Source organism: Thermocoleostomius sinensis A174 (genome assembly GCF_026802175.1).
GTDB classification, from domain to species: Bacteria; Cyanobacteriota; Cyanobacteriia; order Elainellales; family Elainellaceae; genus Thermocoleostomius; species Thermocoleostomius sinensis.
The window spans coordinates 5,086,392-5,111,336 of sequence record NZ_CP113797.1; the positions used below are offsets into that span (position 1 = coordinate 5,086,392).

The window sequence follows — 24,945 nt, forward strand, 5'->3', positions numbered from 1 at the left end:
CAACTCACACAATTTACGATCGATCGAATAGGGTTGGACGAATGCCATAGTGTCGATAGTGCCAGTAGTCTCGTAGAATGCGATCGTGGTCGAAGCAAAGCGGTGTAGGAGTTTGCCACGGCTCAAAAATTCCGACGTGTTTAGCATCATCGCCCGCTTGGGGTTCTCCAATGGCAGTTGCCAAAAACACAATGGCGATTGTGTGAAAGCGAGTATCGCGACTAGGATCGGAATACACCTGGAATTGTTCAATTAGATCGATCTCTAGCCCAATTTCTTCTTTTGCCTCTCGTCGTGCCGCCGCCTCGACCGACTCGCCATAGTCTACAAACCCACCTGGAAGCGCCCACCCTAAGGGCGGATTTAATCGCTCAATCAGAATAATGGGTCGATTTGGGCGACGCACCAGTTCAACAATAATATCAACCGTCGGAGCAGGATTTTTGTAAGTCACAAATGGCAATAGGAACCGCTAAATCCAGATATTTGTATCAAAATAAACTTTCTGACTTAAGGCTCGCTCATCCGGATGACTAGCATCCCCCCCTTTTGAAGGATGAGATTCTAGAGTCAAAAGGGATAGGCTTAAAAAGAATGCTTATATCAAATGACCCAGTATTAGGTGAGTTGGGCTTGAATGAGCGTTTTAGCCTGAACCGGGTTAATTGCAACTACTGGTTTGACGGGTATGGCTAATGAATGTTGGGCGTACAGGATTGAGTTTCATAACTAGCTCGGAAATCTTATAGTGGTTTTATAGTAGTGCGTCGAGTTTTTGGTCTAAGGATTTGGTAATAGACATTGAACCGGAACAGGTTATCTGATTGGCTAGCGTTTATTTAATATGGCAATCTAAACCATGCAACCTTTTACGATTCGTATTCACGTTCAATCCAATGACATTGACGTGCTTGGGCATGTGAATAACTCGGTGTACCAACAGTACTTGGAACGGGCTGCGATCGCCCATTCTGAGTCGTTGGGTTTGACGCTAGAGCGATACCGCGAGTTGGGAGGAGTTTTCGTTATGCGCCGCATTGAAATCGAGTACCTGCGCCCATCCGTAGTTGGTGATGTTCTCAACATCACTACCTGGGTAGCAGAACTGCGTGGTGCTTGTACGACTCGACGCTATGAAATTCGGAAACCCAATGAACGGAACCTTGTGTTAACCGCAGATGCTCTCTGGGTTTGGGTAGATGCACAAACGCTGCGTCCTCGCAGCATTCCTGATATTCTACAAGAGACGTTAGGCGATTTGGCGGTAGTTTGTCAATGACACTTGCTTCCTGGCAACACAATTACATGATTAGCAACGGCGTTCGGCTGCACTATGTTACGCAGGGCGATGGCCCATTGATGTTAATGCTGCATGGGTTTCCTGAATTTTGGTATTCTTGGCGACATCAGATTCCTGAATTTGCTAAGGATTACAAAGTAGTAGCCTTAGATTTACGCGGTTACAACGACAGCGATAAACCCAGTGATACTGCTGCTTACCGTATGGGGGAATTGATTAAGGATGTAGAAGGTGTCATTCGAGGGTTGGGCTACGATCGCTGTGTGTTGGTCGGGCATGACTGGGGTGGAGCTATTGCATGGCAGTTTGCCTATGCTCATCCAGACATGGTCGATCGATTAATTGTGATGAACCTGCCGCACCCAGCTAAATTTGCAGAAGGCTTGCGAACAGCCCCACAACTGTTGCGCAGTTGGTACATCTTTTTCTTCCAGCTTCCAGTCTTACCAGAGTTGATCCTGCAAGCGGGGGATTATCAAATGGTGGCGAATGCGTTCAACGGTATGGCGATCGATAAGACAGCATTCAGTCCTGAAGATATAGAAATGTACAAGGACGCAGCGGCCAAGCGGGGAGCTTTGACTGCGATGGTGAATTACTACCGTAATATCTTTCACCAGGGCTTCACGTCACGCCAATGGAGCAAACTCAGTGTTCCGACGCTACTAATCTGGGGCGAGAACGATGCAGCATTGGGTGTCGAACTCACCTACGGAACTGAGGCCTACGTCGATGATTTTACGGTTCGCTACATTCCCAATTGTAGTCACTGGGTGCAGCAAGAAAAACCAACCCTAGTAAACCAATACATGCGAGAATTCCTGACGGCTCATGCGGCGTAAATGAACCTAGCACTCACGGTTACAGAAATGTGGATAGAACGTAGTTCTCGGTAGGGACAGCACCGCCCGTCTACCTTACAACTCGGATCGATCGCTCATGGATCGCTCACTCCGGTTCATTCATCTGATGGGTGAAAGTATCTGTTGATAGGATTTTCAGGCGAATCGTTCGACCAAAGCGACTATTAGCTTCACCCAAATTTACTTCAATGATTTCATTGCTCAATGGAGCTAGTTGGCTCAGCAACGATCGCAAGTGGGGCGTACTAGTTCCGCTATCTAAATACACTCGCTCTGATAACGTATTCAGGCGCTTCCAGGTGGTGTAGAGTTTAACAACCATTTGTTCTAATTGAGACGCTAAATTCACTAAATCTGCTGTGCTATTGAGACAACCAATTCGTAACGCTTCTTCCAGTGCCGATTCTAGGTCGATCGCTTCTGGATCAAGTACCTGAACTTGCTTGGCTGCTGTTAAGTATTTAGCCAGATACCGTGCTTCTGCGGTGGCTTGTTTTACAGTGTCCACATCAGGATTTTCAGCAATCTCTGCTTTTAGTACGGTTTGATGTGATTCTGGTAACTTCTCCAGTTCTTTAACTAATGGCGTTAAGTAACGCGCTGGAACTGAGCTATTCGCTGCCTTTTCCTTAATTTCGATCGGCAATAGGTCGGAGGTCATCGCTGTCCATTCATCCGACAATTGTCGCACTTGGCGCTGAGTAATACGCGGCAAAGCGTTCGTTTCCTCTGCCTCTTTGAGCCGATCGCTGATCATTTGCTGGACTTCTGGAGCCGCTTGGGCGGTTTCTACAAAGGCGCGTTTGCTGAAGTGATTCACATCCTCTGGTTCCAACCTACCATCCTGTAACAGCGTGTCAGCACTGTTAGCTAATTCAATCAGGGCGTAGGCTTGACTTTTGCTGATTTCTCGTTCTTTCAACCAGTTGAGAAACCCAGTTCCGCGTCCGTCACCGCCTCGTTTTTCTCGATCGCGCACGGTTCGTAGAATGCGCCCGCGCCAAATATCAGTTTGCAGGTCAAAGCGATCGCATACTTGCCACGCAGTATTGATTTGTCGTTGAAATTCTTGATCGGAAAGTTGATCATCTTCAGGATCGGGTAATTGAAATTCCAGTTCCACGCCGTTGGGCAGTTCCTGCATTGACGGCAGGACGTGTAAAGAACCAGAACCGGAATTAGAACGAAGCGCTTGAACCATTGAGCAATGCCATGCAACAGTTGCATCATTATGGCACGACTTTAAAAAACCAGAACTCAACAGTCCCCGTTGCCAATGTCGCTGCGTAGTCCTGAAGTTGCTAAAGCAGACAAAGAGAATATAAAAAGAGGGAGTTGCTAGCGTTTGCTCGATCGCCGTGAGCAGCCCCCTCTTCAGAGATTAGCTTCGATTTTTCTCTGTGAATCAGTATAAATGATGGGCAAGATCGCTAGAGATCATGGCTTGAGATCAACAGCGAGTCTGTATCAGAAGCTAGCATCATCAAACTAGCAATACTGCTGAATGTCTTCACCGCATACATCTGCTAGATAACAAAGCGCTCGGAACCGCAATCCTACAAACTCTTCGTAGAATGGGTTGAGTTTGCACAATGGCGGAATGTGAGCCACTGTATATCCAAAAATTTTGATATCTCGTTCAAACGGACATTGAGCCGGGATCAGTTTGGCAATGCGATGTGCCGTTCGAGGATTGCGAATTTCAACGCGATCTAACCATTGACGAATTGGTTGAAGAACATTGCAGCGGGAAGCTTGTTTGGTGCGTAGTGTCGATGAAAAGTCCATAGTTGCACCTAAATAGTCTGTAGAACTCCTAAGAAATGGAACAATCAGATAGTTGCTAAAGGGTTGCTGGGGGGTGAAAGGACGCAAAGATGATGGCTCAAGGGTCGGTGTTCGTCTGGTTGCTACCAGCATAAGCAGGGGATCAGACGATTAGTTAAAGAAACCGACAAACCTGTTAAGGATTCACTAAAGTTCTAGTGAACTTGAAGCTGACTCAGTGGACAAATGGTGACGTAGACGTATTCGGTGACGTATTCGGGCGAATAGCCTGCCATAGAGATTTAGAGGATGGTTGTTGACGGGCCAAATATAGCGTAATCGCATACGCCAGGTCTTCTCGGGTCATGGGGCTGAGGGGATCAAGACGGTTGTAGGTTTTAAGGTTGACAAACCCCTCATGAACGGCCGTTGCCATGGGTTTTCTGGCCCAGTAAGGAATTTTCTTAGCATCCGGATACGGCGCTAGAACTCGATCGATCGCTTGATCGGAAAATTGAAATACCCCATGAGCTTGGGCAAAGATGGCAAATGCTTCTGCCCGTGTTACACGCTGTTCAGGATAAAACTGACCTTCGCGATAGCCCGTCATAATTCCATGACGCAGCACAAGCTGAATGTCGTCATAGGCCCAGTGGGAAGGGGGGACATCATGAATCGTGGCGATCGGTTGGGGTTGGGGCGATCGTTCATGTAGCTCAAAGGTTTTCACGAGGATATGAGCCAATTCAGCCCGACTGATCGTTTCTTCGTGTCGGACTTTGCCATCAAAATCGGTTGTCAATCCCACCTCCACTGCTCGATTAGCCGCTTCCGGCGGAGATTGAACTTGGGCAATTGTAAAAAGACCCGTCAGGAGCAGGGTCAGGGAAAGGGCACTCATAAACCGCTCCATCGGAACCACTCCTTTAACCACACCCCAAGCAGGATAAACCTGCTCAGTTTTATCCACGTTAGAGAACGCGAGGAGACGCCCCCCTTCCGTTATGCACTCTGAATTTCAGACCAACCGAATAGGATGTGACACTATCTTCGCTGTAACTCTAAGCAAAACCCTCCTTACTCATGATCGTCTACGAGCTTAAAGTTAGACATCACCCGGCTAGTTTGCCCACTTGGATGAATCAACTGACCTAGAAGACGTGTTGTTTTGTTGCAAAAGTTCCCGTGGAAGAATTGGGGGTTCGGAGTTGAGGGCGAGGGAAGGGGGAGGCAGTCAGATCATTCCGCAATTCAGCCATGCCCTTTATCCTTCCTTTTTCCTTTCTGTTTCGTCTCCCCCTGTTGCATAAATGCCTGCCAAAATCACCCAGTTTAGTGCATTCACCCGCCCATCATAAAGGGTGACATCGAAGCAAGCAAAGGCAACACAGCCTGCGAACGCTAGCAGATATCCAATAAATATTGCATCCAGGGCTGTTGATGGTTTGGTTAGCCGTGAGATCACCGCCTGAACGCAGATGTATCCCACCCATGCCACAAACCCGATCGCCACAAAAAGTCCTGCTTCGGTTGCCAGCATCAGCCAGAAGTTGTGCGGATGAGTGACATCTGCACATTCAACGGGTACGACGGGGTTGGTGCGTACCGCTTCGCAAGTTGGATAAAGCTCTAGCAGGCGATCGGCAAACTGAAATTTGTAATTTCCCAACCCCCAGCCAAACCAGGGTCGATCGCGCAGGAGATCCAGCGACACAGCCCACAGCCGCAACCGCGCATCATTAGCCCAAGCCGTCAGCGACAACGATCGTCCACCGATCCCCAACCACGCCGTGCTGACCAGAATACTGCCAATTCCAGCTAGGCTAATCCACCACATCGAGCGAGCCGATTGCACCAGCCGGGCCCACAGAACGGCAAACACTAGCAGTTGCAGGATGGCAACGATGAGTCCGTTACGGGAACCTGAGCAAAAAATACCCAGAAGATTGGCATAGGTTGCGAGATGCAAAAGCAGCACGGCTCTTGGCTTCAAAGAGAATTTGAAGTGTGATGATGGTTGCCGTAGGGCTTGGGATGGTTGCCTTGCACAATAGAACAGTACCCCCAGTCCTAGTCCCAAGATCAGGACTAGATAACTGGCCAAAGCATTGGGATGATTGAACATCACAATGGCGCGGCCGCTGTGAGGTCGATCGCGCACCCAGCGGATGAGCGGAATGCGACGAATGGATCTGGGCAGAGAACTGGTGCGTAACAGATATTCAACAAAAGCAATGGCATTGATAGGGACGGTACTAATCACCAATACCCACGCTAGTTGAGCAAGCCGCTCGGTGGTGCTTAACACGAACGGTACAACGGCAAACAGCAAAAAGAACGGTAGAAAGTTTGCCAGTTGCAGAAAGGCTTCCGCTCGATTGTTGGCAAATCCACAACTGAGTAGCAATAGTCCGGTGAGGAGAAGTAACCCATTGCGGGTCACTGGATCGAGAGCGGTGCGTTTGAATTTAATCAATAACGAAAAAATCAAACCAACGAGTCCGGCCAATCCCACATAGGACGCATAGGGCAATATAACTAGGCTACCTTGCAGCAGGTAGAAGTCAAATTGAAGCGAACGGGGACGATCGGACATCGCTGCGGGGTGCACCATACACCAACCTGTAGCTCACCAGAGAGTGCCTCACCCCAGCATTGTCGGTTAGTTGGTGGTAAGACCCTTTGTACTATAGCATCTGGCGTCTCAACTGTGCCGACATTTCTGTGCTGGCTAGATCTTCGGCTGTATTAAAGGCTTAAATCTCGGCAATGTGTTTGAGATAGCAAGAAGAATCTCGCGATGTGTTGTAGGCTGTCTGTAGCCATCATCTCTATTTATTTTCCACATTCATTTTCCACCGAGCGCTAGAAGCGAAGGAACCCGATTGAATGCCGCAACCGCCAGTAAACGGAAAGCAAATCGAGCGATCGATTAAGAAAGGTGCCAAAAAGGTGATAGCTGAAAGTGGCTTGAATCCTTCTACTCGCACGGGAAACAAGGCGCTAGATCATTGGGTGAAGCGGCTAATGGCTACCCAAGCAGAAACGCAGCCGATCGCTAACCTTTCGACAGCAACCAAACTGGGAGAAGCTCTGGGACAGAGGATTGTGGAACGGTCTCAGCAATTGGGAAAAACGAACCTTGATCAAAGCGTGATTCGCCAATTGATGATGGATAAGGATTGGCCTTCCACCATGCCTGAAGAGCGAGGTGTCGTAGAATCAGAGAGAGTTGCCAAGGCTGAAATAGCCAACCTTCCTGAGTCTGATGCGGTAAGTGAGACAGAGTCGATTAACAATGAGACAAAAGTTACGGCGGCGGCAGCCTCTCCTGATGCGGTTACAATTGAAAGCCCTGAAGAGTCGGACGTGGAACCGAAAGCTGAATCTGATGATTCGGAATCTATTCCCTCAGAAGATACCGACATTGCTACGGCAGAGATTGAAGCGGACACTGAAGAGCTTGAAACTGCGGAAGAGCCGACCGTGGAGACTGTAGAGAGCACCGCTGATGTTGGCGAAGAAGATCGAGAAGCGGATGAGGATGAAGATGAGGATGAGGATGAAGAGCCGATCGCTGCAACAGTAGTGGATGAAGAAACTGAGAAGATGGAGGATGAGGACGAGGCATCGATCCCTCTAACGTCCATCGATGAAAATTTAGAAACAGATGAGGATGAGGAAAGTGAAGAGTTGGAAGAAGATGATGAAGACGAAGAATCGATCGCTCCAGCAGTAGAGGAAGATCTGGAAGAAGCTGAAGCGGATGAGGAGGCATCAATCATTGCCGCATCCCTAAACGATGCTGAGGAAGGTGAAACCGATGAAAATATCGAAGAAGCACACGAGGCGACTGTGGTAACTTCTTTCGTAGAAGATCTAGAAGAAGATACAGATGCAGATGAACTCGCTACAGATGCAGAGTTAGAAATTGACGAAGAACTCGCAGATGACGAAGAAAGTCCTAATGAAAACTCTGAAGCAGAAGCAGATGCGCCTGTAGCAGGAACTGAACCAATTGAAGCAGATGCTATGGCTGAGGACGCAGTAGAGGAGGAAGAAACAGAGAGTGAAGCTGTTGCAATAGCGAGTGACGCTAAAGCTAGTGAAAAATAGCAGCTAGAAGTTCACTTCTGTTGCACTAGTTTTGCTGCACCAACTGCTTTAACCATTTTGGATAACTGCAAGAGTTTTCACTTGTGAGGCTGGGAAACTCAGCTTGTTTTAATAGATGACTGATAGTTCGTTTCAGCGTTTGTTCGACTGATGCTTCATGACCAAAGGCTTCAAAGCCAATGCTGACCCACGATTGGTCGAAAACAGAGAGTTCAACCCGCTCCAAGTTGCACCCTTGGGTGACGGTGGTTGAAATGTTTGTATCCGCCTCAAGTCTCTCAATTTGATCGGTGTTTGTGAGAATGTAAGTCTGCTGTTGACGGGCTTTTTTCACCGATAGCCAAGTATCAGACGGATGGGTAAAATCAATGACTGACGACGACTCGAAGCCCCACTTCACCCACTGTTCCAACTGCCCTTCTACTCGATCGTTAATCGAAACTATTCCTCGATCGATCAGTCGCTTTTTGATTTCTAGCTTGCCTTCCCGAACTTTAATCCCTAAATTTACCGTATCTGGTAAACAGAGATACCAGTCTTCCCGCTCGGAGGGTGGGGAAGGCATCTGGTGATCAAACCATTGGTGAACAACAAGCGGCAGGCAATCGGGCCAAAACCAGCGCATTTCCATTGTGGGATACATAGCGTTTACTCATACTAGGAACATGAGATGGAATGAAAACCCGATTATGCTTATTTTGGTTGAGTGACTAAATTTCACAACTAAGATCACCCGCTTTTTGACTAAAGCGTAAATTTTCGCGATAATCTACTGGACAGTCGATCACGGCTGGTACATCTTGACTTAGGGCCTCTTTAAGAATGGGGACAAAATCGGTGCTAGACTCGACGCGATACCCTTTAACACCCATGCTTTCAGCTAAGCGGACAAAGTCGGGATTGGTAAAATGAACAAAAGCAGACTCACCAAAGTGATTAATTTGTTTCCATTCGATTAGTCCATAGCCACCATCATTAAAGATAATCGTTACAAAGGGGGTTTTAGCTCGTAACGCTGTTTCTAGCTCCTGATTATTCATCATGAAGCCCCCATCTCCGGTCACGGCTACAACCTTGCGATCGGGTGCAACTAGTTTGGCAGCAATGGCCCCTGGAATGGCGATTCCCATAGCAGCAAACCCATTAGAGATAATGCAGGTATTGGGACAATCGCAGTGATAGTGACGGGCGATCCACATTTTGTGGGCCCCCACATCTGAAATTACAATATCTTCCGGTCCCATCACCTGCCGTAGATCATAGATTAACTTTTGGGGTTTGATTGGGAAGCCAGCATCGTTGGCGTGTTCTTCATAGTCCGAGAGAATCTCATCCCGCAAATGTACAGCATAGGGTTCGGGCTTGCCGTTGCGATCGCTGCGCCGCAAAATTTCAGCTAATGAATCTGAAATGTCTCCCACAACCTCAGCCATTGGAATATAGCTGCTGTCTACCTCAGCGGGGGTCATATTGATATGGACAATAGGAATATCTCCCAGCGGATTCCAGCGTTTGGGCGAATATTCAATCAAATCATAGCCGACTGCAATCACCAAGTCGGTATTGTCAAAACCACAGCTAATGTAATCTCGCTGCTGAAGCCCCACCGTCCACAGCGCCAACCGGTGGGTATAAGGAATGACACCTTTGCCCATAAACGTATTGGCAACGGGAATGTTCAGCGTCGTCGCAAACTCGGTTAAGGCTTCACTGGCGTGGGCGCGAATGGCTCCATTTCCTACTAAAATCAGGGGATTTTGAGCTTGGGAAATAGCAGCGGCGGCTCGCTCGATGCTTTGGAAAGAGGCATAGACCCGTTCACGGGTATCCGTTCTCAGGGGTTTACTGTCCACTTTCATTGCGGCAATGTTTTCTGGCAAATCAATATGTACTGCCCCGGGCTTTTCGCTTTGAGCCAGCTTGAAAGCCTTTCGCACAATTTCTGCGGTGTTGCTAGGGCGAACAATCTGTGTATTCCATTTTGTGACAGGTGCAAACATAGCCACCAGATCCAGATACTGATGGGATTCGATGTGCATTCGATCGGTTCCTACCTGTCCGGTAATGGCCACCAACGGCGCGCGATCGAGGTTAGCATCGGCCACTCCTGTCATCAAATTCGTTGCGCCCGGTCCAAGTGTAGACAGACACACTCCTGCTTTGCCTGTTAGCCGCCCATACACATCAGCCATAAAGGCAGCCCCTTGTTCATGGCGGGTGGTAATAAACTGAATAGAAGACTGTTTCAGGGCTTGCAGAACATGCAAATTTTCTTCACCTGGAAGTCCAAATACATACTCAACGCCTTCATTTTCCAAGCATCGAACGAGTAATTCAGCCGTATTCATTTCGGTCATATAGATTTCCTTTTTATCTCCTTGATTACTTCACCCACACTGTTTTAATGTTGACGAATTCGCGAATCCCTTCAGCGCCAAGTTCGCGCCCGTACCCGGAACGCTTAATTCCGCCAAACGGCATTCGAGGATCGGACTTGACTAGCCCGTTGATGAACACGGCCCCAGCTTCTAGTTCATGAATGAGTCGATCGCGCTCCTGATCAATTTGCGTCCAAGCGCTGGCTCCCAATCCAAACGGGGTACTGTTCGCTAACTCGATCGCTGCATTCAGATCGGGAACTTGAAACAGCAGCGCCACCGGCCCGAAGAACTCTTCGTGATAGGCGGGACAACCGAGCGGCAAGTCGGTCAGGATTGTAGGAGGGTAGTAGTTCGCAGAGGGAAATTCAGCAAGGGGCTGTCCCCCAATCAAGACTCTAGCGCCTTGTGCTACACAGGCTTGTACCTGAGCATCCAAATCTTTGAGAATGGTGGGAGTTGCTAACGGGCCCACGTTGGTGTCTGGGTGCATCGGATCGCCCACCTTCAGCGCGGCAAACTGAGCCGTCATCTTTTCGGCAAACGCAGCGGCGATCGATTCCTGCACAATAAAGCGCTTAGCGGCAATGCACGATTGTCCGTTGTTGAGCATCCGCGCCGTTACCGCTGTAGAGACGGCCGCTTCCAAATCAGCACTGTCTAGCACAATAAACGGATCGCTGCCGCCCAATTCCAGCACCGTTTTTTTAAGTTGCTTGCCGGCTGCACTGGCCAAACTAGCACCAGCAGCTTCACTACCTGTCAGGGTGGCAGCCTTGACGCGATCATCTGCAATAATTGGTGCCACGCGATCGGACCCAATCAACAAGGTTTGAAACGCACCCTCCGGAAACCCAGCCTTGGTTAAAATTTCCTCGATCGCCAGCGCCGACTGAGGGACATTCGACGCATGTTTGAGCAGCCCCACATTACCGGACATCAAGGCCGGAGCCGCAAACCGAAATACTTGCCAAAATGGAAAATTCCACGGCATCACGGCTAATATAATACCTAGCGGCTGGTAATGCACGAAACTGTGACTGGCATCCGTCTCGATCAGCGTGTCTTGCAGAAACTCCGCTGCATGTTCTGCGTAAAAGCGGCACACCCACGCGCACTTTTCCACTTCGGCGATGGCGGCGGCGATCGGCTTTCCCATCTCCAGGGTCATCAACTTGCCATAAGTTTCTTTGTTGGCATCTAGAAGGTCAGCCGCTGCGGTTAACCAGGCTGCCCGTTGTTCCATTGAGGTGTAGCGATACGACTCGAACGTTCGTTGGGCAAGCTCGATTTTCTGGGCAATGGCCGCCTCCGTCAACGGCTCAAACTCCTTGATGATTTCTCCCGTCGCCGGGTTAATCGTGGCAATAGCCATGTTTTTTGTTTTCCCTCCTGTTCACAAGCGAGGGCTAAGAATAGCAGGGAAGACCTCCGAAGTGGCACAAGAACTAAGTCCAACTCAGCCTTCGATTCAACCTTCGGCAGGCAAGCCCTACGGCACCTAGTCCTGACTACTAGGGTGGTCTAGTTCAACTGGTCTGTATCGATAGCTGTTCAACCTTATTAAGCCACCCTATCGCCCCCATTCTAGTGGTTGAAGCGGGTCGCTGTTTGTCACTTTGTTACACAGACTCATAAATCTCAGCGTTTGTTCATGAAACAGAGCGACGAGGACTAGAAAACCTTGCTACTCATCAGAACTGAAAAATGGCGCTTAGCCAAAGTCCATCTTGATCTAGATTGAGTTGAGTTCGTCTTAGTCCTTCTCCATCTTCAAAATCGAAACTGTTGAAACGATAGGCAAGCTGAAGCGACGCAAGGCGAGATAGGCGATATTGGGCCCCGGCTAGCAAATTCCAGGTCAAGTTTCGATCGGCGCCAATGTTAAATCCAGACACATCTCCCCGCAAATTAAGCGCCCATCGATCGGACAAAGCCAGCCCAATCTCAGCACCAAGCAACGGCTCAACCAGAGTTCTGGAGACACGAAACTCCCGATTGATGGTCGGTAGCCGGTTGTCTGGAATGGAAATGCCATCAATGCGGACAGTATCAACTTCAATCGTTTGTCTTAAGGAATTGGTGCGCACACCTACGATTGGCGCAATTACCAGACGTGGATAAAAATTTGTCTCTTCGTCCGAATCATCTAAAGATACATCAATGACTCGATAGGAAACTGCTGCATCCACCGTGATTTGCCGAACCGATACCCGACCATCCGCCGTAACTCGGACAGGGGTATTGAGACCGAACTGTCCTCCCCCTTGTACAATCTGCTGAATTCGCTCGGGACCAAACCGTTGAATAATAAATCGCTCAACGCTGACAGGGTCAAACCGTTGGGTAAATTGTTCCACTCGTTGAGGAGCCACCTGGCGAACAAACTGTAGAAGACTGCCAGCAGAAAACGTTCCCCCTAACCTGCCACTGTCGCTAGCATAAAGGTAGAAACCATCCAAGATGAATCTCCATCGATCGCGCTGGGCTTGCAGACGTAAGCCTCCATCAAACGCCCGATCGAGGTTCAAAATATCATCTAATCCAAAATCGATCGAGGTTCTCCGTCCAGCCACGGTCACGTCAGCCTCAACATCTAGGGGAACGAAGAGATAAGGCTCTACTGAAAACTGCCAGCGATTAGTGGATACTGATGGAGATACAGCTTCTGAAGGGGGGGAAGTGGAATCCTCTTGAGCTAACAGATCAGCTTGAGCCGGATGCTCTGTAGTTTCAATTGGTGTAGTCTCAATCTCTCTATCGGCAAACTCATCAGTAGAGCCACGTGCGAACTCATTGCCTGTAATTGAATAGCGTGAAGAACTGAGTTCGATCCCGTCAAAGGATGGAAGCGGCTGAATGAACTCGATCGAGCGCTTAGATGATGCGTGATCCTGCTGCAAAGAGAACACATTGAATGATGGGGCGGCGTCTACCCACGCCTCCAGATCTGCTGCCGACGGAACTGAGAAGTTTCTTGATGTGGTGTGCAGTTCCTGCGCAGAAGCAAGCGCATCCAAGCTTTCAGTCTGTATGCCGATCGAAGACAAAGCTGGAGACAAATCTGATGCAGCCTCTAAACTGTGTGAAGTGTCCAGTTCAACCGTTGTACTTTGAAGAGGTGATAATTCAGAGAATTGCCCTTCTGCACGCACAGGCGAACCTGAAATGGCGATCGCAATCGACAAAATACTGCTGCTGTATAACCACAGCGGCTTGATCGATCGGTTATTGAGGTGTTTCCAAACTTGTCTACCAATTAAATTTGCTTGACTAGCTTGCTCAACAGCCTTGAGTTGAGGCTTAACTTGAAAATTATTCGCCGTTACTTTTGATACAGATACCATGGTTGAATTCAAATCTTTTCTCTACTTGGTGCACAAAGCTACCGAGGTAAAAGTAATTCTCATGAAACAACAAATCAAAATAGCCTCACTGAGTTCTAGACTTGATTAACTAATAAACCAGTGTTGTAGGCTAGGTTCAATAGCGTCAGTCCAGTACTCGCTAGCATTCCATGAGTTGACTACTGTCTTGCAATCTATAGAAGAGTCAGGCTTTGAGGAGTCTTGTCAGTTAACAATTAGAGCTTCGGCAGTTGCCAATATGACTCAAATTGCTGCCCAGCTTATTCAGTGCTTTAAGCCACGAAAACAATATCATAATTCCTGGCTATTTCCAAGGAATAGGACGAGTATTAACGATTTTTCTTTAAAAAATCATTAAAAAATCAGTCAACACTCAGGTCAGATACTCATTCAATCTGTAGATTTTGTGTCTTCTGCTTCACAGCGCAGCAGTTTGTAGCTGAAAAGCCGATATGGATACTAGAAGGTTCTCAAAGATTTTCATTGGTTCAAGGGGGAGTATGATTGCACAATTAAAAGCGAAAAGTAAGGTAATTGTAAATTCGATCGATCGCTCAAATCTGCATAGATAAGTTGATCTGGTAAGGTGGCGCGCACCACTACATAACTATGACGCAAAAGTTGATACTGCTGTAATATAGACCAAACTTGTTGATAGACGGAACTAACCTTCATCAATACCACCACGTCGGCGCTGGTCAAAGCAGACTCTAATACTGCCATGCTATACAGTGCAGGCAATATAACCAGCCGTTGCGCACGAATGGTCAATGGAATTCCTAAGGCCGCTGCTGCCGCCATGGGTGAACAAATTCCTGGAATCGTTTCAATCTCAATCTGAGTATCAATTTCCAATAGCGTTTGTGCTAGATAGGTGAACGTGCTATAGAAACTCACATCTCCTTCAGATACAAACGCCACGTCTTGTCCCTGTTTCAAATAGTGCCAGACCTGTTCTGCCGCCGATCGCCACGCTTGACTTAAAACCGCCTCATCTTGCACAAAGGGAAAAACCAGTGGTAGCTGAACTTGTGCCGATCGCAACCAAGGTGACACAATTTGATGAGCCATGCCCAGTTTCCCCCCTACCCCAGCCGGAAACGCGACTACGGGTACCTGTTGCAGCAACCGTAACCCCTTCACAGTAATGAGTTCAGGATCGCCAGGTCCTGCTCCAATGCCATAGAGTTTTCCCCAAGAATGCATCATTAGTAGTCCTCTTATCGTTTCCGCGATTGACGACCTCGATGACGTTGCTTAGGACGGGAAAAAGCGGCTTGCCAACCGTGCGATCGCATGCGCTTTTTAGTTGAAACGAACCAATCGGCGGTGTAGTGGCTAAAGGCTCCCAGTTCCAAGCCTAAAAATAGCATGATGGCTTCACGTTGATAGTGCTGAAACAGTTGGCTCCAAAAGTTACCGATCTCAATCCAACTGAGTCCGAGTTGTCCCAGTTCATTGACTGTCGCGACACCAACTAAGCTAAAAATGCTTAGCCAGACCATCAAGTACAGAACCCGAATAGTTGTGCCGACTAATGGGCTGTGTGACCACAACGATCGATGCCTCATACTGTTGCGATAGGGCAACCAAATCCACCGTAACCAACCCCAGCGCCTGTAGTGGATCGAATGGGTATCGAGATCAGGACCCAGCATCAACCCACCCAACAAAAAACCCGCACAGACAATTAGCGTTAAGTAGCCCTGCTGAGTTACAGCCGCAACTAGCCCTGCCACGACCGGGAGGAGCCAGAGAGTAATGCGATCGTGTGTGCGACCAGAAGGCATAAGCAACCGTTCAGCTTCAAAATCTAGGGGTACTTCGCCTCCAGATATACCATTTTTGGACAGATTTAGTACCTGCGATCGAATCCCTCTTGATTTTGAACAAAATGTGCAGATCTGAAAAAAGTTTGCTATGATTAAAAACCGTGCGGGATACGTACTCTCCCCGGGCGGTTAGCTCAGTTGGTAGAGCGCCTGCCTTACAAGCAGGATGTCACTGGTTCGAGTCCAGTACTGCCCATATAGTACTACGGTGTTACTGTAGTGTTGCCAGATCTATGCCAGCACCAAAGTCAGTGTAAATGAAGACGGCAAGGCAGTGCCCGTAGTGCACGCTTATACGCGGTGAACGGACAGTTTTGTTCTAATGCCCCTACATCCGGACAGCAGTACCACTGTTCCTGTTAAGACTTAGTATTGAGAATTAGCACATAAACAATTCTTCCCTCTTGTATCAAGCCAATGGACAATGTCTTGCATCCCCTGTCGGCATTTGGTTGGATAGACGATCGCTGGGATAATTGCCAGACCGATCGTCCGCTTCACAGTTCACCAACTTATTGGTATGAAGGGGTTTGTCCTAAGCAAAGAGAACAGTTGCGCTTGCCTCGTACTGCGTTTGTGGAAACGATCGCACAGCGATTGATGCAGCAACTTGCTAACGACAATCGGTTTCAGCAAGAAGGAAAAATGTATGGTGTATTACTGGTTCAGTTACCATCTGGCGAACTACGAGTTCTAAAAGCCTTCTCTGGGTTGTTGAATGGTCAAGATAGCGTAGAGGGGTGGGTAACACCAATCGCTGGACGAGACCAAGTTGCCGTCGAGGAAGCCTGGACGATTACCCAACTCGAAGTCATCAAACAAGAATTGTTAGCATTGCAACAAATTCCAGAACGCCAGCAATACCAATGGCTACTACAAACATTCCATCAACAACTTCACCATCGATCGCACTATTATCGAGAACGGAAGCAAGAACGCCAGCATCAGCGGCAATTACTTAAAAAGAGTGTAATAGGCGAAGAGTTGTTGACAGCTTTAGAACAACTCAATGAACAAAGCCGACGCGATGGCATCGAGCAACGCCACTGGAAACAGCAGCAAATGGCACCACTCCAATCGTTGAAGCAGATGATTGATCAAGCTGATGCCCGCATGCAAGCTTTGAAACAACAGCGAAAATATTTGTCGCAACAGCTTCAAGCTCAGTTGCAGCGCGCCTATTGCCTGACCAATTTCGCTGGAGAAACCCTATCGCTAGAACAAGTGATTCAAGGCAGAATGCCTACTGGGACCGGGGACTGCTGTGCACCCAAACTGCTGCACTATGCCGCTATCCATCACCTGCAACCGATCGCCCTAGCCGAATTTTGGTATGGCCCTGCTTCCCCCAATGGCGACAAACAGCCCGGCGAATTCTATGGTGCTTGCCCTGAACGCTGCCAGCCACTGATGGGATTTTTGCTATCGGGAGCATCTCGCCGCTCTAAACCATTCGATCCTCCTGATTCCTCTAGTCATTCTACAACTTCGGCGCTATCGATTCTCTACCAAGATGAATGGCTGATTGCCGTCAACAAACCCGCCGGGCTGTTGGCTGTGCCGGGTCGCTATGCCGATCGTCAAGACAGTGTCCTCAGCCGCTTACAGCAAACTCACTCAGGTCTGCTGCGCCCAGTGCATCGTCTCGATCAAGCCACTTCCGGCATTTTATTGGTAGCTCGCACAGATGACGCCCATCGCCACCTCGGCCAACAATTTCAACAGCGCCAGGTGGACAAACGCTACGAAGCTGTTCTCGGTGGTGTTGTTCAGCCCGATCGCGGCATGATTGCGCTACCCCTTTGGGGCAATCCTACCGATCGCCCTCGACAGCAAGTTAACTGGCAGCACGGCAAGCCCAGCTTTACTGAATTTCAAGTCATCGACCGCCACAGCCATTACACCCGTCTTGAATTTCGTCCCTTTACTGGACGCACCCACCAGTTGCGGGTTCATGCAGTCGAAGGGCTAGGTATCCCCATCGTAGGCGATCGGTTATACGGCTGTCAGGCGGCGGTCGATCGGCTATATCTGCACGCAAGGGAACTGTGTTTTCAACATCCCTACCTTAATCACTCCCTACATCTACAGGCTGAAGTGCCTTTCACAGCAGCTTTTTAGAGTACCGTTCTCATCCTTCATCATGCTTCTACTAGCATCTTAAGCCAATCATTCACTCGGTTTGGCTCCCGGTGGTGGCAATTCCTCTAGAATGGTGAATCGAATATGATTCAGTGCTAGATCACCGATCGAAATGTCTTCAGGTAAATCGGGGGCGGTAATTTTTTCAAAGGGAATGCCTTTACCAATTTCAGCATGAAACCAGGGCAAGCCCATGAAAAATCGAGTAGGATAGGGGCCGCCTTCTACCACGTCATCCACGTTAGATTCCATTGGCACCCAGCCAAAACCAGGAATATAAAACTCAATCCAAACATGGTTGAAGTCGGGTTGTAACGGCACGCCACGTCGATCGGGATCAGGAGGGCATTTGTAGCGTCCAACGGTACGACAGGCAATGCCATTGAGTCGAGCCAGCGCTAGCAAAATCCCGACATATTCGCCACAGGAGCCAATCCCCCGATCGAGCGCTACATCGGGTGTATCAATGTGGGGCTTGATGCCGTAGGACATGCGATCATAAACATAGTTGCGAATTTTAAGAATTTTGCGCAGGATGTTGGTTTCCGTTCCAATTGCCTCACGGGCCGCACTGCGAATCATGGGTGTATCCATCGCTAAATCATCATCATCGACGAGATAGCGCCGCTGAAATTCTTGAGAGAGCGGCGGCAAGGTTTCAGTATCGCGGTAGGTCAGTTGATATTTAATGCCGCGCACTTCCATCAAGGCTTTCCAGCCAAAGATTTGACCTTCCTGGGGGGCTAGCTTGTCAAAACGAAACACAGCTACGCGCTGTCCTTCTTGAATTTCTTCGGTGTAGGGCCGCCCGATCGGTTCTACTTGTAGCACTGTTTGCCGATCGGTATTCACTGGCAGGGAAATGCGCCATTCGAGATTGGTAAGCGGAACTTCTTCTAGGGGAGATATCTCCTCGACATATGACATTTCTAAAAGATAACCGTTAGAAAGGGTATAACGGGCGGTTTCGTCATAGTAGTAATGCAATGGATGAATAAAAGTTCGATCGCGAGAGGTTAGCTCATAGGGATCTTCAGGATTGTTTGGATCATCGCGAATGTACATTTCCTCACTGGCATAGCAAACGTAGAGAAGTTCGCTGCCAGTTTGCGAATCGGTGTGGAAAGCCAACCCGGAAGGCGATTCATAGGGGGTTAAGACACTGAAGCGTACTTCCCCAGTGGCCCGATCCATGCAATACACAGATCGTTCAACATCGTCACAAATCCACAGTTCTTCCCCGCGAATCGTCAAGTTTTCAGCACCGACCCCCGGCAGGTAAAACTGCGTGATGCGGTTGCCGGAGGCGCGATCGAAGATTAGAATATAGCCTGCTTTTTGACAAGTGACATACACGGTTGATTGCCATACTGCCACACCATTCACCTCATAGGGCAGCGTCACGAATAACCGAGGCGTAAACTCTTCAAACGTACACCAATACACCGAGTCATCCCTGGCAAACCAAATCTGATTTTCCCAGACTGCCAGCCCTGTAGCGTCCATCAATTTTTGAGTAGCACGAGGATTGAGCACCATCGTGTTGTCGTTGGTGCAGTCTACTTGCAAGAGGTAGCCGCGAATGGAATCCAATGCTAGGAGCCGATCGCCTGTAGAAGCTAGCCCTCGCAGCATGTAGACTCCAAACGGACGAATGGTTCGGCGCTGCAAATCTAGTTTAGACGTATAGGGTGTTACGGTCTGCCCGGAAGACAGGTTAGATTCAAGTAGCATAAATAACAGAACAGATGGATGCAAGTCTGACCATCATAAACATCTCATTGATCCGCTACTGTACCAGAGAAACCTTATGCAGAGGATGACTCTTTAGAGAGGGAATTGATATCATGGGCTGAATACAGTGCGTCTAGTTGCTGATTAACTTAACTAAACTTATGACAAAACAGGCAGCAACCTTAATAGTCGCTTAATTTCCGGTTATTCTGCCGATCATCCCCTCCGCCTAGAATTTTCGTGAATTCTATGGGCGGGTCTTATGCTGCGTCGATTGAACTCCTATTTAAGACAAAAACTAGGCGATCGGAAATCATTTCGGAAATCATTAAAGTTAGGCTCTCTATTTGTCTCTGCCTTGGCAGTCACCCTGTTCACAGCTGCTTGTATTGCCGATCAAGCGGCTATTGAACAAGCTGATTCCACCTCAACAGGCGCTAGCGGCGGTACATCTACTCTTACCGTTTATACGGCTCTGGAAGACGATCAAATCAAGGACTATTTATCGTCTTGGAACGAACAGAATCCCAATACCACAGTGAACATTGTTCGCGATTCTACGGGCATTGTGACGGCAAAACTGTTGGCTGAAAAGGACAATCCGCAAGCCGATGTGGTGTGGGGGTTAGCCGCTTCCAGTTTATTGGTGGCCGATCAGCAGGGTATGTTGGAGCCGTATGCTCCGGCTGGGTTAGAGAAAGTCAGACCTCGATTTCGCGACGATCGCACTCCGCCGCATTGGGTCGGCATCGATGTCTGGAGTTCAGCCTTTTGCGTCAACACGGTTGAATCTGAACGAAAAGGGCTGGCAATTCCGCAATCCTGGGATGATTTAATCAAGCCAGAATACCAGGGACAAATCGTCATGTCCAATCCGGCCTCTTCGGGAACGGGATTTTTGTCAGTCTCCGCAATTTTGCAACTGAAGGGAGAAGAAGCGGGTTGGCAATACCTGGATGCGCTGCATCAAAACATTGCGCAGTATATGCACTCTGGTTCCAAACCCTGTAAAGCCGCTGGAGCAGGCGAATATCCGATCGGCATTTCCTTTGACTATCGGGCTGTGAAGCAGAAAAACGACGGAGAGCCGATCGCCGCTGTATTTCCTAAGGAAGGATCAGGCTGGGACGTGGAAGCCAATGCGCTGGTAAAGAAAACCTCGATCAAGCCAGAGGCACGAGCCTTTCTGGATTGGGCTATCAGTGAACCCGTATCGGAAAAATATGCACAAAACTTCGGCATCACCGCCGTCAAAACCAGCGTGCCCGTTCCCGATGGCTTTCCTGCTGACCCCGAAGCCCAACTGATTGAAAACGACCTGAACTGGGCCGCCGAAAACCGCGATCGGATTTTGGAAGAATGGACCCGACGCTACGACTCCAAGTCTGAACCGAAGGAAGGGTGAGAGAAAGGATGAACGGTGTAGGAAAAGGCGGAAGGAAAGGGGCGGCTACTAGCCTGTTTTAGGCGATCGATTCGATCCTAACTCACCGGGCCATAGCGGTAAAATGCGGGACTTCCTTTTCGCCTTTCGCCTTTCCTCCGACTCCCCACTCCCCACCTTCCCACTACCAACCCCCAACGAGGAACTGACTATGGCTGCTCCAGAGCAACGGGCGATCGTCACTGGGCAAAATATCACTGGGCACACATCGCCACAAACACCGCGATCGACGGCTGAATTAGCCCCAGGTGCGGTGGCGCAACGTGAGACTCAACCCTATCTGCGAATTGAGAATGTTCACAAGGAATTTGGGTCGTTTGTGGCGTTACGCGATATTTATCTAACTGTGTATCCGGGCGAGTTTGTTTGTTTGCTGGGGCCAAGTGGCTGCGGAAAAACGACGCTGTTGCGCATCATCGCTGGATTGGAACAACAAACGCGAGGACGGGTGATTCAGAATGGGCAGGATGTGTCGCAGTTGCCGCCCTCGAAGCGAGATTTTGGCATCGTGTTTCAATCCTATGCGCTATTTCCCAATCTAACGGCGGCTCAAAATGTAGCCTATGGTCTGCAAAATACCAAACAACCCAAGGATCAAATCAATGCACGGGTGAATGAACTGCTGGAGATGGTGGGCTTGAGCGGGTTTAACAACAAATATCCGGCGCAGATGTCCGGTGGACAGCAGCAGCGGGTGGCGTTGGCGCGGGCATTGGCCCTGTCACCGGGATTGCTGTTACTGGATGAACCGCTGTCGGCACTGGATGCCAAGGTGCGGGTGAAGTTGCGGACGGAAATTGCACAATTGCAAAAGCGGCTGGGTATTACCACAGTGATGGTGACGCATGATCAAGCGGAAGCGCTGGCCATGGCCGATCGCGTCGTGGTTATGGATCGCGGTATCATTGCTCAGGTGGGAACGCCGCACGCCATCTATCAACATCCCCACACGCCGTTTGTAGCCAATTTCATTGGGGTGATGAATTTCCTCAAAGGAGCGGTGGTGTCCGAAAAGCGAATTCGTTGCGGCAATATTGTTCTCGATGCGCCCAATAATGATCTGCCAGTGAATGCCAGAGCGATCGTAGCAGTGCGTCCGGAAGATGTCCGGATTGTGCCTGCTGTGTCTGATTCAACGATGCCCAATACTGTGATGGCTGAAGTGCAGGAATTTGAATTTCTTGGCTCTGGCTATCGCGTGTTGTTGCATCCAGATGGCGATGCCAAAGAACCGGTGGTGGTAGAAATTTCCTCCCATGAAGCGCGACAACTGAATCTTAGTCCCCAGGCACAGTTAACGATGCAGTTTCCGCCAGAGTTGATTCAAGTGTTTCCAGAGGAGTGAGAACGCATGACTGTTACGCCTGCCCGTAAATCGTGGTGGCGATCGACCCTCGATCAAATTTTTCCCAAGCAACAGCAGATTGTCACCGCTGAAGATTGGTTGCGGCGGTTACTGTTGATATTGGGAACTGTCTGGTTACTGATTGGGGTGGTATTGCCGTTATTTCCTCTGGTGATGCGTAGCTTTCGCGATCGAGAAGGAAACTGGATTGGTTTAGCCAACTATGTTCGCTATTTCACCACTCCCGCCCTCGGTGCATCCTTTGCCAACAGTTTGTATATTGCTGCCGCTACCACGATCGTTTCAGTAGGATTGGGCTTTCTGTTTGCCTATGCGCTGACCCGAACGGCCATGCCCGGCAAGCCGTGGTTTCGATCGTTGGGATTGCTCTCCCTTTACATTCCACCGCTAGCCAATGCAATTGGATTGGTGTACCTGTTTGGCAATCAAGGACTGGTGACAACCGGACTGTTTGGGCGATTGCCTGGATGGGATATCAATCTCTATGGAGCCAACGGCATCATCATCGGTGAGTCGCTTTACTGTTTCCCGCAAGCGGTGATTATTCTAGTCACAGCCTTGAGCTTAACTGATGCGCGACTGTATGAAGCGGCAGAAGTGTTAGGAACATCTTCGCTTCGCACCTTCTTCACCGTGACGTTACCTAGCGTTAAATATGGACTGATTAGCGCCATTTTTATTTGCTTCATTTTGGCATTTACAGACTTCGGTGTTCCCAAGGTGGTTGGCGGTAACTTTAATGTCCTAGCAACGGATATCTACAAACAAGTTGTGGGACAACAAAACTTTGCCATGGGCGCAACAATTAGCGTGTTGTTATTGATTCCCAGTATTATCGCCTTTGTCATCGATCGCCTGGTACAACGGCGACAAACAGCATTGGTCAGCGCTAAGTCCGTTCCCTTGCAACCCAAACCGAACCCAGTCATCGATCGGGCGATGTTGGTTATATGTTCACTGATTGTTTTATTTACAATTATTGTATTTGCCAGTGTAATTCTGGCGTCGGTGGTGCGAATTTGGCCCTATGATTTCACCCTCAGCTTACGCAACTATGATTTCAATCGGGTTGGGGGTGGTGGCTATGCAGCTTTCTGGAATAGCATTCGCATGTCGCTGTATACTGCCCTGTTTGGCACGATCGTTGTCTTTACAACGGCTTACTTGATTGAAAAAAGTAAAGGATTATCGTGGTTGCGATCGGTTAACTATTTTCTCTCGACCATTCCTCTAGCACTTCCTGGATTGGTATTAGGAATTTCCTATGTCTTCTTCTTCAATCAACCAATTTGGAGAATTCCGTTCACAGGTATAGCCATCTACAATCCCTTTAATGGTCTTTACGGCACAATGGCGCTGTTGGTGATAGTGCATATCATTCACTTTTATACCGTATGTTTTCTGACTGCCAATACTGCCCTGAAGCAGATTGATCCAGAGTTTGAAGCCGTTTCTGCCTCCATGCGCGTTCCCTTCTACAAAACCTTCTGGCGTGTGACTGTGCCGCTGTCGCTGCCTGCCATTTTGGAAATTGGTATTTACTTTTTCGTCAACACCATGGTGACAGTCTCTGCCTTGATTTTTCTCTACCCACCCACTCTACCGATGGCGGCCGTAGCGATTGTCAACATGGATGATGCCGGGGATACTGCTGCGGCTGCAGCTATGTCTACGCTAGTGGTATTGACTAGTCTCGGTGTGCGCCTGTTGTATTCCATTACCACTCGTAGTTTGAGAACCCGCAGTCAAGCGTGGTTGCAGCGTTAGACGCTCTTTGATTCAACTCTTCGATTCAACCTTTTGATTACAACCCTCAAATTTAGTCTAAATCTAGACATAGGAGCGATCGAATGTCCAAGGTGAAACTGGTCATGTTTGACATGGCAGGCACAACCGTAAAAGACGACAACGAAGTGCAAACCTGCTTCTTTATTGCAGCAGACAAAACAGGATTAACGGCTGAAGCCGATCGCGTTAATGCCATGATGGGCTGGGCTAAAAAGCAAGTCTTTCAAATCCTGTGGCGCGATCAAATTGGAGCCGATCATCCAGACTATGCAACTCACGTCGAGACTTCCTACGCTGCCTTTCGCCATGCCCTGGAACATCACTATCAAACTCAGCCAGTTCACCCCACCGCAGGCTGTCTGGAACTTTTTGAGTGGTTACGATCGCAATCGATCGCGATCGGCTTAAACACCGGATTTTATCGGAAAGTGACGGATATTATTCTGTCTCGTTTAGGGTGGAACCAGGGATTAAATAGCGATTACGTAGGTTCCTCCGATGCCATCATCCAAGTTTCCGTTACACCTTCCGAAATTTACAACCAGGAAGGTCGTCCCGCTCCCTACATGATTCAGAAAGCGATGTACAAACTTGGTATCAAAGATCCGCAAACCGTAATCACGATTGGCGATACTCCCTCTGATTTAGAAGCCGGTATCAATGCTCACTGCCTCATGTCCTTGGGCATCACCCACGGAACTCACACCCGCTCACAACTAAAGAACTATGCCAATCACGGAGTACTAGATTCTTTGAACGAACTAAAGGATAAAATCATAGCGATCGACCATCATCTTCTATAAAGCAAAAATCTTTATCATTCCTCCCTACTCCCTCTTCCCCACTC

At 48.8% G+C, this 24,945-nt stretch carries 20 protein-coding genes and 1 tRNA gene; 9 read left to right on the forward strand and 12 right to left on the reverse strand.

What is annotated here, in order from left to right; all coding sequences use genetic code 11:
- Positions 1-13: 13 nt before the first annotated feature.
- Positions 14-454 carry an NUDIX hydrolase gene (locus OXH18_RS21905; RefSeq protein ID WP_268609602.1) on the reverse strand — a complete coding sequence of 147 codons (441 nt, stop codon included), beginning with the start codon at positions 452-454 and terminating at the stop codon, positions 14-16.
- A gap of 405 nt (positions 455-859) precedes the next feature.
- Here OXH18_RS21905 and OXH18_RS21910 point away from each other — a divergent pair, with 405 nt between their 5' ends.
- Positions 860-1,279, forward strand: a complete 420-nt coding sequence (locus OXH18_RS21910; protein ID WP_268609603.1) for an acyl-CoA thioesterase — start codon at positions 860-862, stop codon at positions 1,277-1,279.
- Positions 1,276-2,142 carry an alpha/beta fold hydrolase gene (locus OXH18_RS21915; protein ID WP_268609604.1) on the forward strand — a complete coding sequence of 289 codons (867 nt, stop codon included), beginning with the start codon at positions 1,276-1,278 and terminating at the stop codon, positions 2,140-2,142. The genes OXH18_RS21910 and OXH18_RS21915 overlap by 4 nt, the downstream gene beginning before the upstream one ends.
- A 106-nt stretch (positions 2,143-2,248) precedes the next feature.
- Here OXH18_RS21915 and OXH18_RS21920 read toward each other — a convergent pair whose 3' ends face one another.
- The 4 genes from OXH18_RS21920 to OXH18_RS21935 form a co-directional block, all read right to left on the reverse strand.
- A complete protein-coding gene (locus tag OXH18_RS21920; protein WP_268613232.1) occupies positions 2,249-3,307 on the reverse strand; it encodes a hypothetical protein in 1,059 nt (352 codons plus the stop codon).
- 344 nt (positions 3,308-3,651) lie between these two features.
- Complete coding sequence (locus OXH18_RS21925) at positions 3,652-3,951, reverse strand: Mo-dependent nitrogenase C-terminal domain-containing protein (RefSeq protein WP_268609606.1); 300 nt, start codon at positions 3,949-3,951, stop codon at positions 3,652-3,654.
- A 214-nt stretch (positions 3,952-4,165) separates the two neighbouring features.
- A complete protein-coding gene (locus OXH18_RS21930) occupies positions 4,166-4,900 on the reverse strand; it encodes an S-layer homology domain-containing protein (RefSeq protein WP_268609607.1) in 735 nt (244 codons plus the stop codon).
- 294 nt (positions 4,901-5,194) lie between these two features.
- Complete coding sequence (locus tag OXH18_RS21935) at positions 5,195-6,544, reverse strand: O-antigen ligase family protein (protein WP_268609608.1); 1,350 nt, start codon at positions 6,542-6,544, stop codon at positions 5,195-5,197.
- A gap of 494 nt (positions 6,545-7,038) precedes the next feature.
- On the opposite strand from OXH18_RS21935, the gene OXH18_RS21940 reads away from it, so the two are divergent.
- Positions 7,039-8,046, forward strand: coding sequence for a midas domain-containing protein (locus OXH18_RS21940; RefSeq protein ID WP_268609610.1), 1,008 nt, complete (start codon positions 7,039-7,041; stop codon positions 8,044-8,046).
- Positions 8,047-8,071: 25 nt separating this feature from the next.
- Here the strand turns inward: OXH18_RS21940 and OXH18_RS21945 are convergent, their stop codons facing one another.
- The 6 genes from OXH18_RS21945 to OXH18_RS21970 form a co-directional block, all read right to left on the reverse strand.
- Positions 8,072-8,689 (reverse strand): hypothetical protein, encoded by a 618-nt coding sequence (locus OXH18_RS21945; protein WP_268609611.1) that lies wholly within the window; start codon positions 8,687-8,689, stop codon positions 8,072-8,074.
- A 67-nt stretch (positions 8,690-8,756) separates the two neighbouring features.
- On the reverse strand, positions 8,757-10,394 hold the full coding sequence (locus tag OXH18_RS21950) for an acetolactate synthase large subunit (protein ID WP_268613233.1): 1,638 nt from the start codon (positions 10,392-10,394) through the stop codon (positions 8,757-8,759).
- Between the two features lie 34 nt (positions 10,395-10,428).
- Positions 10,429-11,799 (reverse strand): NAD-dependent succinate-semialdehyde dehydrogenase, encoded by a 1,371-nt coding sequence (locus tag OXH18_RS21955; protein WP_268609612.1) that lies wholly within the window; start codon positions 11,797-11,799, stop codon positions 10,429-10,431.
- Between the two features lie 319 nt (positions 11,800-12,118).
- The gene (locus tag OXH18_RS21960) at positions 12,119-13,771 is read right to left on the reverse strand and encodes a hypothetical protein (RefSeq protein ID WP_268609613.1); all 1,653 of its coding nucleotides are present in this window, start codon (positions 13,769-13,771) and stop codon (positions 12,119-12,121) included.
- Positions 13,772-14,272: 501 nt separating this feature from the next.
- Positions 14,273-15,001: a precorrin-2 C(20)-methyltransferase gene (locus tag OXH18_RS21965; protein ID WP_268609614.1), complete on the reverse strand. Its 729-nt coding sequence runs from the start codon at positions 14,999-15,001 to the stop codon at positions 14,273-14,275.
- Between the two features lie 11 nt (positions 15,002-15,012).
- The gene (locus OXH18_RS21970; RefSeq protein ID WP_268609615.1) at positions 15,013-15,582 is read right to left on the reverse strand and encodes a metal-binding protein; all 570 of its coding nucleotides are present in this window, start codon (positions 15,580-15,582) and stop codon (positions 15,013-15,015) included.
- 165 nt (positions 15,583-15,747) lie between these two features.
- Between OXH18_RS21970 and OXH18_RS21975 the strand changes: the two genes are divergently transcribed.
- Both OXH18_RS21975 and OXH18_RS21980 read left to right on the forward strand, forming a co-directional pair.
- Positions 15,748-15,820: transfer RNA gene (locus OXH18_RS21975), tRNA-Val, on the forward strand.
- A gap of 221 nt (positions 15,821-16,041) precedes the next feature.
- Complete coding sequence (locus OXH18_RS21980) at positions 16,042-17,745, forward strand: RluA family pseudouridine synthase (RefSeq protein WP_268609617.1); 1,704 nt, start codon at positions 16,042-16,044, stop codon at positions 17,743-17,745.
- A gap of 48 nt (positions 17,746-17,793) precedes the next feature.
- Here the strand turns inward: OXH18_RS21980 and OXH18_RS21985 are convergent, their stop codons facing one another.
- On the reverse strand, positions 17,794-19,500 hold the full coding sequence (locus OXH18_RS21985) for a transglutaminase-like domain-containing protein (protein WP_268609619.1): 1,707 nt from the start codon (positions 19,498-19,500) through the stop codon (positions 17,794-17,796).
- Positions 19,501-19,762: 262 nt separating this feature from the next.
- On the opposite strand from OXH18_RS21985, the gene OXH18_RS21990 reads away from it, so the two are divergent.
- From OXH18_RS21990 to OXH18_RS22005, 4 genes are all read left to right on the forward strand, one after another.
- Entirely contained in the window at positions 19,763-20,905 is a 1,143-nt protein-coding gene (locus tag OXH18_RS21990; RefSeq protein ID WP_268609620.1) for a putative 2-aminoethylphosphonate ABC transporter substrate-binding protein, read from the forward strand.
- Between the two features lie 190 nt (positions 20,906-21,095).
- The gene (locus tag OXH18_RS21995; RefSeq protein ID WP_268609621.1) at positions 21,096-22,289 is read left to right on the forward strand and encodes a putative 2-aminoethylphosphonate ABC transporter ATP-binding protein; all 1,194 of its coding nucleotides are present in this window, start codon (positions 21,096-21,098) and stop codon (positions 22,287-22,289) included.
- Positions 22,290-22,295: 6 nt separating this feature from the next.
- Positions 22,296-24,077, forward strand: coding sequence for a putative 2-aminoethylphosphonate ABC transporter permease subunit (locus OXH18_RS22000; protein ID WP_268609622.1), 1,782 nt, complete (start codon positions 22,296-22,298; stop codon positions 24,075-24,077).
- Between the two features lie 83 nt (positions 24,078-24,160).
- Positions 24,161-24,901 (forward strand): HAD family hydrolase, encoded by a 741-nt coding sequence (locus OXH18_RS22005; RefSeq protein ID WP_268609623.1) that lies wholly within the window; start codon positions 24,161-24,163, stop codon positions 24,899-24,901.
- Positions 24,902-24,945: the final 44 nt, after the last annotated feature.

Coding starts and splice junctions, on each gene's coding strand:
- OXH18_RS21910 (WP_268609603.1), top strand. CDS start 860: ATGCAACCTTTTACGATTCGTATTCACGTTCAATCCAATGACATTGAC.
- OXH18_RS21915 (WP_268609604.1), top strand. CDS start 1,276: ATGACACTTGCTTCCTGGCAACACAATTACATGATTAGCAACGGCGTT.
- OXH18_RS21920 (WP_268613232.1), bottom strand. CDS start 3,307: ATGCAGGAACTGCCCAACGGCGTGGAACTGGAATTTCAATTACCCGAT.
- OXH18_RS21925 (WP_268609606.1), bottom strand. CDS start 3,951: ATGGACTTTTCATCGACACTACGCACCAAACAAGCTTCCCGCTGCAAT.
- OXH18_RS21935 (WP_268609608.1), bottom strand. CDS start 6,544: ATGGTGCACCCCGCAGCGATGTCCGATCGTCCCCGTTCGCTTCAATTT.
- OXH18_RS21945 (WP_268609611.1), bottom strand. CDS start 8,689: ATGTATCCCACAATGGAAATGCGCTGGTTTTGGCCCGATTGCCTGCCG.
- OXH18_RS21950 (WP_268613233.1), bottom strand. CDS start 10,394: ATGAATACGGCTGAATTACTCGTTCGATGCTTGGAAAATGAAGGCGTT.
- OXH18_RS21955 (WP_268609612.1), bottom strand. CDS start 11,799: ATGGCTATTGCCACGATTAACCCGGCGACGGGAGAAATCATCAAGGAG.
- OXH18_RS21960 (WP_268609613.1), bottom strand. CDS start 13,771: ATGGTATCTGTATCAAAAGTAACGGCGAATAATTTTCAAGTTAAGCCT.
- OXH18_RS21965 (WP_268609614.1), bottom strand. CDS start 15,001: ATGATGCATTCTTGGGGAAAACTCTATGGCATTGGAGCAGGACCTGGC.
- OXH18_RS21970 (WP_268609615.1), bottom strand. CDS start 15,582: ATGCCTTCTGGTCGCACACACGATCGCATTACTCTCTGGCTCCTCCCG.
- OXH18_RS21980 (WP_268609617.1), top strand. CDS start 16,042: ATGGACAATGTCTTGCATCCCCTGTCGGCATTTGGTTGGATAGACGAT.
- OXH18_RS21985 (WP_268609619.1), bottom strand. CDS start 19,500: ATGCTACTTGAATCTAACCTGTCTTCCGGGCAGACCGTAACACCCTAT.
- OXH18_RS21990 (WP_268609620.1), top strand. CDS start 19,763: ATGCTGCGTCGATTGAACTCCTATTTAAGACAAAAACTAGGCGATCGG.
- OXH18_RS21995 (WP_268609621.1), top strand. CDS start 21,096: ATGGCTGCTCCAGAGCAACGGGCGATCGTCACTGGGCAAAATATCACT.
- OXH18_RS22000 (WP_268609622.1), top strand. CDS start 22,296: ATGACTGTTACGCCTGCCCGTAAATCGTGGTGGCGATCGACCCTCGAT.
- OXH18_RS22005 (WP_268609623.1), top strand. CDS start 24,161: ATGTCCAAGGTGAAACTGGTCATGTTTGACATGGCAGGCACAACCGTA.